This window comes from Massilia sp. ST3 (assembly GCF_018119405.1).
Lineage (GTDB): Bacteria > Pseudomonadota > Gammaproteobacteria > Burkholderiales > Burkholderiaceae_D > Telluria.
On the sequence record NZ_JAGPWC010000059.1, the window covers coordinates 22,160 to 32,073 of the forward strand.

The 9,914-nt window shown below is 67.0% G+C and carries 9 protein-coding genes; 1 reads left to right on the plus strand and 8 read right to left on the minus strand.

Going from position 1 to position 9,914, the window contains the following annotated elements; genetic code table 11:
* Window positions 1-137 precede the first annotated feature (137 nt).
* The 8 genes from KBW98_RS18015 to ybiB form a co-directional block, all read right to left on the minus strand.
* Window positions 138-587 (minus strand): GatB/YqeY domain-containing protein, encoded by a 450-nt coding sequence (locus KBW98_RS18015; protein ID WP_211521542.1) that lies wholly within the window; start codon window positions 585-587, stop codon window positions 138-140.
* 124 nt (window positions 588-711) lie between these two features.
* A complete protein-coding gene (gene rpsU / locus KBW98_RS18020; RefSeq protein ID WP_005665410.1) occupies window positions 712-924 on the minus strand; it encodes a 30S ribosomal protein S21 in 213 nt (70 codons plus the stop codon).
* Window positions 925-1,020: 96 nt separating this feature from the next.
* Window positions 1,021-2,241, minus strand: coding sequence for an NAD(P)/FAD-dependent oxidoreductase (locus KBW98_RS18025; RefSeq protein ID WP_211521543.1), 1,221 nt, complete (start codon window positions 2,239-2,241; stop codon window positions 1,021-1,023).
* A gap of 241 nt (window positions 2,242-2,482) precedes the next feature.
* Window positions 2,483-5,098 carry a carboxypeptidase-like regulatory domain-containing protein gene (locus KBW98_RS18030; RefSeq protein ID WP_211521544.1) on the minus strand — a complete coding sequence of 872 codons (2,616 nt, stop codon included), beginning with the start codon at window positions 5,096-5,098 and terminating at the stop codon, window positions 2,483-2,485.
* A gap of 41 nt (window positions 5,099-5,139) precedes the next feature.
* Entirely contained in the window at window positions 5,140-6,006 is an 867-nt protein-coding gene (locus tag KBW98_RS18035; RefSeq protein WP_211521545.1) for a molecular chaperone, read from the minus strand.
* A gap of 9 nt (window positions 6,007-6,015) precedes the next feature.
* On the minus strand, window positions 6,016-6,519 hold the full coding sequence (locus tag KBW98_RS18040; RefSeq protein WP_211521546.1) for a DUF4402 domain-containing protein: 504 nt from the start codon (window positions 6,517-6,519) through the stop codon (window positions 6,016-6,018).
* 28 nt (window positions 6,520-6,547) lie between these two features.
* Window positions 6,548-7,084: a DUF4402 domain-containing protein gene (locus KBW98_RS18045; RefSeq protein ID WP_211521547.1), complete on the minus strand. Its 537-nt coding sequence runs from the start codon at window positions 7,082-7,084 to the stop codon at window positions 6,548-6,550.
* A gap of 447 nt (window positions 7,085-7,531) precedes the next feature.
* Window positions 7,532-8,491, minus strand: coding sequence for a DNA-binding protein YbiB (gene ybiB, locus KBW98_RS18050; RefSeq protein WP_211521548.1), 960 nt, complete (start codon window positions 8,489-8,491; stop codon window positions 7,532-7,534).
* 160 nt (window positions 8,492-8,651) lie between these two features.
* Between ybiB and KBW98_RS18055 the strand changes: the two genes are divergently transcribed.
* Window positions 8,652-9,722, plus strand: coding sequence for a 3-deoxy-7-phosphoheptulonate synthase (locus KBW98_RS18055; protein WP_211521551.1), 1,071 nt, complete (start codon window positions 8,652-8,654; stop codon window positions 9,720-9,722).
* Window positions 9,723-9,914 lie beyond the last annotated feature (192 nt).

Sequence of the window (9,914 nt, forward strand, 5' to 3'; positions counted from 1 at the left end):
AAGAGCAAGCCTTGGATGGGCTTGCCTGAAACACACGCGGCGCGATGCCGGGTAGTCAGCGTATCCCCGTCGTTCCCGCCACTGGCGGCAACGACGGTTTTTCGGCTAACTTTATAACTACTTTACTTGCGTGCGGCTCAAGCGCCAGTCAGCGCCTTCTTGACCAGGCCGGACACCACGGTCATGTCCGCGCGGCCAGCCAGCTTCGGCTTGAGCACGCCCATCACCTTGCCCATGTCCTGCGGACCGGCGGCGCCAGTGGCGGCCACGGCGGCGGCGACTTCGGCAGCGATTTCCTCGTCCGACAGGCCGGCAGGCATGTAGGCCGACAGGATGGCCAGTTCGCCCTTTTCGATCTCGGCCAGGTCGGCGCGGCCGCCGGCTTCGAACTGCGAGATCGAATCCTTGCGCTGCTTGACCATCTTCTCGATCACGGCCACGACCTGCTCGTCGTTCAGTTCGGTCTGCTCGTCGACTTCCTTGCGCTTGATCTCGGCGATGATCAGGCGGACGGTGTTGAGGCGGGCGCTTTCCTTGGCGCGCATCGCCGCTTTCATGTCGTCGGTCAGTTGTGCTTTCAGGCTCATGGGTTCTCCGTGTTCGGTGGATATAAACGACAAAACCCGCCGCGGTACAACCGGAGCGGGCTTGCGGACATCAGCGCTCGCCGGGACAGGATTGCCGTCACCGGATCGAGGACACTGGACTGTCTTAGTACAGTTTCTTCGGCAATTGCTGGCTGCGGATGCGCTTGTAGTGGCGCTTCACTGCAGCTGCCAGCTTGCGCTTGCGCTCAGCAGTCGGCTTTTCGTAGAACTCGCGGGCGCGCAGTTCCGTCAACAGACCGGTCTTTTCGATAGTGCGCTTGAAGCGACGCATAGCGACTTCGAACGGCTCGTTTTCTTTAAGGCGGATAGTGGTCATGTAAAAATCAAACCGTTGGATTTAGGGAAGAACGAAATTCTAGCAGCTTTTTGTTTTCAGTAAAAGCTTTTATCAACTTGTGCCTGAATTACCACGTCAGTTCGGGCTGCCCAGCGCGAGGCCGGCCGCGACGCCCGAGGCCCAGGCCCACTGGAAATTGTAGCCGCCCAGCCAGCCGGTCACGTCCATCGCTTCGCCGACGAAGTACAGGCCCGGCACCTTGTTGGCCATCATGGTTTGCTGCGACAGCTCGCGCGTGTCGACGCCGCCCAGGGTCACCTCGGCCTTTTTATACCCTTCCGAGCCGGTCGGGACGATGGCCCAGCGGTTGATGGCGTCGCCCAGCTTGCGCAGTTTCGCGTCCGGCATGTCGGCCAGGCGGGCGCTGGGGTCGAAGCCGTTCCCGCTCAGCAGGCCGTCGGCCAGGCGCGCCGGCAGCCATTGCGCCAGCACGTTGCCGAGCTGCTTTTTTTCCGTTTTCTTGGCGCCGATCAGGGTCTCGGCCACATCCATCTCGGGCAGCAGGTCGAGCACGATGGGCGTGCCGGGCTGCCAGTAGCTGGAAATCTGCAGGATCGCCGGGCCCGACAGGCCGCGGTGGGTGAACAGCAGGTCTTCGCGGAACTGGCCACGCAGGGCCCCCTTCCCCTTGCCGCTGCCAGTGCTGACGTCGACCTCGAGGGCGATGCCGGCCAGCGGCGCGAAGGGTTCCCAGCTGGGGCCGTCGAAGGTCAGCGGCACCAGGCCGGGGCGGGGCTCGATCACCTTCAGGCCGAACTGGGTGGCGATGCGGTAGCCGAGGTCGGTGGCGCCGATCTTCGGGATCGACAGGCCGCCGGTGGCGACCACCACGCTGGCCACTTCCAGCTCGCCGCTGTCCGTGGAGACCAGGAAGCCGGCGTCCGTCTTCTGCACGCCGGCGATCTTGACCGGCATGCGCAGGTCCACCCCGCCCGCCTCGCATTCGGCGCGCAGCATGGCGATGATGCGCTCGGACGAGTCGTCGCAGAACAGCTGGCCCCTGTGCTTTTCGTGGTACGCGATGCGGTGCTTCTTGACCAGCGCCAGGAAATCCTGGGCCGTGTAGCGCGACAGGGCGCTGCGGCAGAAGTGCGGGTTCTGGGACAGGAAGTTGGCCGGACCGGCGTTGATGTTGGTGAAGTTGCAGCGCCCGCCGCCGGAGATGCGGATCTTTTCGGCCAGCTTGGCGGCGTGGTCGAGCAGGATTACGCGCTTGCCCTGCTGGCCGGCGACCGCCGCGCACATCATGCCGGCGGCGCCTGCGCCGAGTACTGCTACATCGTATTGTTTTGCCATGCTGGGGTGGGGGTGGGGAACGCCAAACCGGCCATTGTATACGGTTCAGTGGGGTGTGCGATAGCGCTCGGGGCTGAATGTTTGCGAACAAACTTGGGCGGAACAATGCTAGTAGCATTGTTCCGGCCTTCGCGGGAATGACGGTCTTAAGGATGCGGACGACGAACTTGCTTACACCATGCACCCTCAGCACGTCATTCCCGCGAAGGCGGGAACCTAAGTTTGCATGCAGGCCACGAACCTACCCATCCCCCTCCCTCACATCCAGATCCCTCCCATTCAACACCGTCCCCTCCCGCCCGATGGTGATCAGATGCATCCCCGTATCCGTCAGCCCCAGCCGCTTGAGCTGGTCCGGCGCCACGCGCAGGAAGTAGTCGCCCGGGAAGACCCCGGTGATCACGTAATAGCCGTCCGCCGCGCTGACCGTGCTGGCCACTACCTTGCGCTTGCCGTCCACCACCTCCAGCCGCAGGTCGCCGATCGCGCGCCGGGCGCCGTTGGCGTACAGGTAGGTGGTGCCGTCGACCTCGCCCGTCACGGCGACGGGGAACTCGATCTGGCTGACCTTGCCCGGGCGCGGCACGATGCGCACGCCGGGGACGCTTGGCTGCCATTGGGGGTCGTCGAGCGTGCCGGGATCGACGCCGATGTCGGTGTGCTGGTGGGCCGGCAGGCGCGCCAGGTAGGCCAGGCCGGCGGCGTCGGTGCGCGTGAGGTAGTTCGCGCCGTTGACCGTGAAGCCGGCGCCGGCGATGGGCTCGTCGGTGTCGTCCATCAGGCCGTTCAGGTTCTTGTCGAGGAAGACGCGGATCGAGGCGGCGCCCATGTTCGCCATCGGCTGCGCGTCGGTGCTCAGGCGCATGGCGCGCGGCTCCCAGCCCATGGCCATGAAGAACTGCACGCCCAGTCCATATTCGTGGCGGTTCGAGTAGAAGGCGTTCACGCCCAGGCCGTAGCTGCCCAGGCTCTTGTTCAGCGCCCCGGTCAGGCGCAGCTCGCGGTCCTGGAACACGCGGGTCAGGCCCAGGTTCAGCAGGTAGCCGTCGTTCAGGGTATAGTCGGCCGCCACCGCCGCGCTGCCCAGGCCAGTATCGGGCGCGATCAGGTATTGCAGCTGGCCGGTCAGGCCGATGCCGGCCACCCGGCGGCTCACCTGGAACAGGCCGTCGCCCAGGTCCTGGCCGCCCAGCGATTGCCAGCGCAGGGTGTTGCTGAGGGCGATGCCATCGCGGTAGGCCGCCACCCGGCCCTGCAGGTCGAGGTTGCGCACTCCCGAGGCCAGACGGTCGTGGCGCAGCTGCAGCGCCAGCGGGTAGAAGCTGTTGCCGCCGGGCGCGATCACGCCTTCGGCGCGCACTTCGTCGCGCACGCGCACCGGGTCGGCGCCGGGCATGAAGAATTCGCTGCTGAATTTGTCCAGCCTGGCGCGGCTGGCCGTCAGCGCCACCTGGCCCAGGCGGGTCTTGACACCCAGCTGGGCCAGCTTGCCGCCATCGTCGCCCTGGACCGCATCCAGGGTGCCGATCATGCCCTTCCAGTAGCTGCGCAGGCCCAGGTTGGCGTAGCTGCGCTGCGCGCCGTCCGGCAGGGCCAGGCGCTGCCAGCCGCCGGTGGCGTTGAGCCAGTCGCTCGCGCCCCACTCGAATTGGGCCAGCGCGCGCGGCTGGCCGAAGCGGTCGCGGTGCGCGGCCAGGTCGTAGTACAGGGCGCCGCGCGGCACCGCCGAGTGCTCCAGCAGGAAACTCTGGCGCTCGACGCGCAGCTGGCCCAGCGGGCCGTGGAACACCAGGCGGAACTCGTTGGGGCCATAGGCCAGCGGCTGGTCCTCGAAGCTGTACTTGCCGTCGCCGCGCGACTGCTGGAAGCCGACCAGGGCGTCGTTGTAGTACAGCTCCACGTCCCAGCCCGGCGGCAGCGCGCCCTGCAGGGTGTGGCGGTCGAAGCTGGTGGGCTGGTTGAGCGGACGGTTGCTGAGCACCGCGCCGTTGCCGGTCGGGCTGCTCGAGGCGACGTTGGCCATGCCGGGAACCTGGACGCTGCCGAACAGCGCGGTGCGCGCCTGCAGGGGGCCGAGCAGGCCGGCGTCGGGATCGTGGCGGCCCAGGGTCAGGCGCAGGCCGGCGTCGGGATCGTGGCGGTTGCGGCTGGCGTACAGGGCCGCTTCCATGCCGGCCAGGTCGGTCGTCAGGTAGGCCGCGTAGGCGGCCTCGGTCTGGCGCCGGCCGCCGGTCTTGCTGCTCGACAGGCTCAGGGTCTGGTCGATGAAGGGGGTGTCCGCCAGGCGGTAAGGCGTGGACAGGCGCGGATAGCCGGGGTCGATGTAGCCGCCCGGGGTGCCAGGCTGGCTGCCGCGCTCGCGCCGCGCCAGGCGCGCCTGCATCGGCAGCTGTTCGCGCGGACGCACCTTGAGCGCCAGGCTCGACATGTCCAGGTCGAGGTCGACCGGCAGCCAGCGCGCCATCAGCTTGCTGGCCACGTAGATGTCGTCGGACTGCAGCTTGAACTGGGCGCGGTCGAGTTCCTCGCGCCGGCCTTCGATGTCGGCCACGCGGCCCGGCACGTCGACGCTGAAGCCGCGCTCCTCGCTGAGGATGTAGCCGCTGGCCCTGCCCTCGCCCGGCGCCACCCGGATGGCCAGGGTCAGCAGGCGCGCCATCTCGCCCAGCGGCAGGTAGACGTCGCGCCCGATCTCGTAGCCGGTGACGGCGTCCGACAGCAGCTGATTGCCGAGCCGGACCTCGAGCAGGACCAGGTTGGCGTCGAGCTTCTGCGCAGGCGCGGCCTGCGCCTGCGGAGCGAGCACGGGCGGCAGCACGGACAGCAGCAGCGCCGCCGCCAGACTGGCCGTCCGCATCCTCCGCATGCTGCCGCGCCTGCTGGATTACCGGCTGCGCATCAAGGCAGCGCCAGGCTGGCCTGGGCCAGCTGCTTGCCGCCCGCTTCCGGACGTTCGCGGAATACCACTTCGAGGGTGCCGCCGGCCAGGCTGACGCCGGACGGCAGCTGCAGCGGCAGCGCGGCCTGGCGCACCCGGTTCGGGGTGTAGACGGCGATGCCGCCGACCTGGGCCACCGTATGGGTCTTGCCGCCGCGCGGGGTGAAGCTGACGTTCACGTCGCCGTACACCGAGCTGCCGCCTTCGCGCTCGAAGCGCATGGCCAGCAGCGGACGACGGGTGGCGTCGTACTGCACGGCCAGGCCGGCCAGCTTGACGCTCGCGTCCACCGTACCGTGACGCACGATCACCGGCACCGAGGCGCCGACCAGGGCGTTCATGACCACGCCGATGCGGCTGTTCTCGCCGCGCTGTTCGATGCTGGCCTCGCCTTCCGCGTCGGGCAGCTTGTCGAACAGCAGGTGCGAGCGGTATTCGCCTTCGGCCAGGTCGGCTGGTTTGCGCAGCATGATGCGCACGGTCTGGGCGGTGCCCGGCTGCAGCGTGATCTGGCGCGGCGAATAGCGCAGCATGCTGTCGGCGAAGCGCTCGCCGGCCGCCGGCGTGTCGGCCGCTTCGAACTGGCCGGCTTCGGTCATGCGGCGGTTGACCAGGGCGATGCGGTAGCTGGCCGGCTTCGTGCCGTTGTTGATCAGCTCGATCTGGGCGGCGCGCTGGTTCTTCTCGAACACGATGCGGGTCGGGTGCAGCATCAGCTCGGCCTGGGCGGGCAAGCCCAGCGCCAGCAGAAACAGGCCGAACAGTGCGCCGGACAGGCGCTGGAAAGAGAACGGGGAAAACGGCGAGAAGCACTGCGGGTGAAGCATGATGAAGTCCTACTGAAAATTGACAGTCAGCGGAAACGAACCGCTATAGGTGCCCGGGGCCTGGTTCGGCGCCACGGTCAGGGTGGCGCCGATCGACAGCGCCATGCCATTCGGCGGCAGCGTGGCCATGTTGGAGGGCGAACTGGTGAAGCCGCTCACCGCCATGCTGTTGCTGCCGTTGCTGAGGCGGATCTGGCCATTGCTCGGCATCGAAATGATCACGCCCTTATTGTAGCCGCCATTACCGTTCCTGCCGACATTAAAGCCGGCCTGGGATGCGGTGGGGGAATTGAGCAGGATGACGCCCCCCGTGCGCGAGCGGACGCCGGTGGGGCTGATCGTGATGGTGCCGCCGCTGCCGGCCACGAAACGGCCGAAGTCGAGGTTGCGCGTGGTCCCGAGCACGATCTGCTGGGCCTGGACGCCGGATGCGCCGAGCACCAGCACCAGCAGAAGCAGGAGCGCCGGCACGAGGCCGGCGCGTGGAACAGCGTGGCGGCGGCGTCCTTGCACGATTCAGCTCCGACGCCGCCGCACCGGCTTAGTTGTACTCGACGGTGGCGGTCACGGTGCCGGTATAGGTGCCGGCCGGCTGGTTGGCAGCCACGGTCAGCACGCCGCCGACGAAGATGCTCTGCGCGCCCGCGGTCAGGGTGCCGACGGTGACGTTGCCCGAGGTAATGGCGCTGGCGGTCAGGTCACTCACGGTGGCGAACGCCATGGTGTCCGAACCCGAGGTCAGGCTGGTCGAGCCGCCCAGGGTGATCGAATAGCCCATGCCGGACTGGCCGGTGACGTCGAACTGGGCGGCCGTGATGGTGCCCGCCATGGCGGTCACGCCGCCGCTGACGGCGCGCGCATTGTTCGGGCTCACGGTGACCGTACCAGGCGCCGCGCCCGGTGCGAAGTTACCGAAGGACAGGTCGGCAGTCTTGGTGATCGCGATCGGGGCCACCACGGTGCTGGTCGAGGTGGCGGTGGCGACGGCGGCGTGCACGCTGCCGGCGGCAGCGGCGGCAGCCAGGGCCAGGGTGGCGAGCGCCAGGCGGTTGGAGGTGAAGCGGAAGTGCTTGGTCATTCTGGTCATCCTTCAGAAATTGGCAAACCGGCGTGCGCCGGAAATTTTTCTCACGACCCGATCTAAATATCTTCCTGATAACAATGGATATTGCTGATCGGTATCGTTTTGTTATGTTGCGGAAAAATAATAGCCACTTTCTTGTAGAAAATCATATTTCTTACGACAAACTTACCGACCATTTATTGCCATGGCGCAAACAAATTGCATATTCGTCATTCTTGTATAGGTGATTTCATCTTTCTATAAGATAGATATAGTCATGAATAACCAATATCTATGGAAATATAGTTTCGACATGCTAAGGCCTCAACTTTAATAAAAGTACTAGTTGACACCCTCTAGCCAACAGTGACGTTGTTGCAAACCAACGAAAGCGTAGCCTGGACGCGACACGGCGCACCAGGCTACGGCCAGGCTGGATCAAGGAAAGGAGAGGACGGGTGTTCAGGTCCGCAATGCGCGCGCCACCTGCACGCACCGGGCCACCTGGGCGGCGATCGGACGCGGCACGGGAAGCTCGCCCGCCAGCGCGCCGGCGATCCAGGCGGCGGTGGCGGCGGCGTCGCGCGTGTCGGGCACCTGGGCCAGTTCGTCGGCGGGGGCGTCGCGCTCGACCAGCACGGTGCGCACGCCCGCGTGGAACCAGTCGATCTGCTGGGCGCGGTGCGGATTGGCCACCGTCTCGCCCTCGGTCCCGCGCATCAGGAAGGCGTCGCCCCGCTCGGCGGGCGCGGCGCTGCCAAAGTATTCGCCCAGGGTCGCCAGGTACTCGGGATGGGTATAAGACACCAGGCGCAGCGCCGGCCCCTCGAAAGGCTGGAGGATCTTGACCAGGGTGTGGGTCGAGTTGCGCACCCCGAGGATGCGGCGCAGCGAGAGCTGGTGCGCCAGTTCCGGCGCCAGGCGCTCGATCGGCAGGAAGGCCGGGCGGCCGGCGGCGAAGGCGTCCAGCATGTCGGCCGTGGAGCCGGCTTCCGCCAGGCCGAGTTCGGCCAGGATCTCGGCCGTGGTCACCCGCCCCGGGTCGGTGCGCACGCCGTGCACCAGCACCGGCACGCCTTCGCGCGCCAGCAGCAGGGCCAGCAGGGGCGTCAGGTTGGCCAGCTTGCGCGCGCCGTTGTAGCTGGGGATCAGGACCGGGGCGAACGGCCCGGGGGGCGCCGGCAGCGGCGCGAACGAGGCTTCGGCCGCGTCCATGAAGCCGGCCAGCTCCTCGACCGATTCGCCCTTGATGCGCATGGCCAGCAGGATCGCGCCCAGCTCCAGGTCGGAGACCCGGCCGTCCAGCATGGCGCCATAGAGGCGGCGCGCATCCTCGCGCGACATGCTGCGCGCACCCTTCACGCCGCGGCCGATTTCCTTGATGAAGGGGGCGGCGGCAAAGTGTTCGATGTCCGTGTTCATGGCAACAGGATACACGGGAACGCGCTGCGCCTGCCGGCGCCCGCCCCTGTCCGGCCGGCAGGCGGGGCGGGAATTTCCAATGGGGGGTGTGCAAGTGCAGCAATTTGCGTCTACACTGGTCAACCCCCTAAAGAAAACATTGATTCGCACCATGAGCACCATGATCGTTACGCCCGCCATTGAAAACTCCAACGTCAGCTCCTTCGCGCAGATGCCGACCCCGGTCGAGCTGCACGCCAAGCTGCCGCTGACCGACCGCGCCGTCACCACCGTGATGCAGGGCCGCGAGACCCTGCGCAACATCCTCGACCGCAAGGACGACCGCCTGTTCGTCGTGGTCGGCCCCTGCTCGATCCACGATCCGGAAGCGGGCCTGGACTATGCGCGCCGCCTGAAGGCGCTGCAGGCCGAGGTGGCGGACACCATGGTGCTGGTGATGCGGGTGTATTTCGAGAAGCCGCGCACCACCACCGGCTGGAAGGGCTATATCAACGATCCGTTCATGGACGACTCCTTCCGCGTCGACGTCGGCATGGAGCGCGCGCGCCAGTTCCTGCTGGACGTGTGCGAACTCGGCTTGCCGACCGCGACCGAGGCGCTGGACCCGATCTCGCCGCAGTACCTGGGCGACCTGATCGCCTGGACCGCGATCGGCGCGCGCACCACCGAATCGCAGACCCACCGCGAGATGTCCTCTGGCCTGTCGACCCCGGTCGGCTTCAAGAACGGCACCGACGGCGACGTCAGCATCGCGGTCAACGCCGTGCTGTCCTCGGCCAACCCGCACGCCTTCCTGGGCATCAACGGCCAGGGCACGGTGTCGATCGTGCGCACCAGCGGCAACGCCTACGGCCACGTGGTGCTGCGCGGCGGCGGCGGCCGGCCGAACTACGATTCGGTGTCGGTGGCGATCGCCGAGGGCGCGCTCAAGAAGGCGGGCCTGCCGGCCAACCTGGTTGTGGACTGCTCGCACGCGAACAGCTACAAGAAGCCGGAGCTGCAGCCGCTGGTGATGTCGGACGTGATCCAGCAGATCCGCCACGGCAACCGGTCGCTGGTGGGCGTGATGATCGAATCGAATATCGTGTCGGGGAACCAGCCGATTCCGGAAGACCTGTCGCAGCTGAAGTACGGCTGCTCGGTGACCGATGGATGCATCGGGTGGGAAGAGACGGAGGCGATGCTGCGCAGTGCGCACCAGGAGTTGTTGCAGCGGCCGAAGGTAGGCTGATCGCCGACACAGTCTTGCGTCGGGTTGGCGGCTTTGCCGCCGACGCGTTCAACCGGCGCATGCGCTACGCACCGCATCGTTTTTGCTCGAAACGATGTCAAATGCCCACGTTTGGCGGCAAATCCACCGCTAACCATCACCGCGTGGGGGGGGGGGCCCCCCCCCCCCCCCCCACAACCCCCCCCCCGCGGG

Coding starts and splice junctions, on each gene's coding strand:
- ybiB (WP_211521548.1), bottom strand. CDS start 8,491: ATGAACACGGACATCGAACACTTTGCCGCCGCCCCCTTCATCAAGGAA.
- KBW98_RS18055 (WP_211521551.1), top strand. CDS start 8,652: ATGATCGTTACGCCCGCCATTGAAAACTCCAACGTCAGCTCCTTCGCG.
- KBW98_RS18025 (WP_211521543.1), bottom strand. CDS start 2,241: ATGGCAAAACAATACGATGTAGCAGTACTCGGCGCAGGCGCCGCCGGC.
- rpsU (WP_005665410.1), bottom strand. CDS start 924: ATGACCACTATCCGCCTTAAAGAAAACGAGCCGTTCGAAGTCGCTATG.
- KBW98_RS18035 (WP_211521545.1), bottom strand. CDS start 6,006: ATGCTTCACCCGCAGTGCTTCTCGCCGTTTTCCCCGTTCTCTTTCCAG.
- KBW98_RS18030 (WP_211521544.1), bottom strand. CDS start 5,098: ATGCGGACGGCCAGTCTGGCGGCGGCGCTGCTGCTGTCCGTGCTGCCG.
- KBW98_RS18015 (WP_211521542.1), bottom strand. CDS start 587: ATGAGCCTGAAAGCACAACTGACCGACGACATGAAAGCGGCGATGCGC.
- KBW98_RS18045 (WP_211521547.1), bottom strand. CDS start 7,084: ATGACCAAGCACTTCCGCTTCACCTCCAACCGCCTGGCGCTCGCCACC.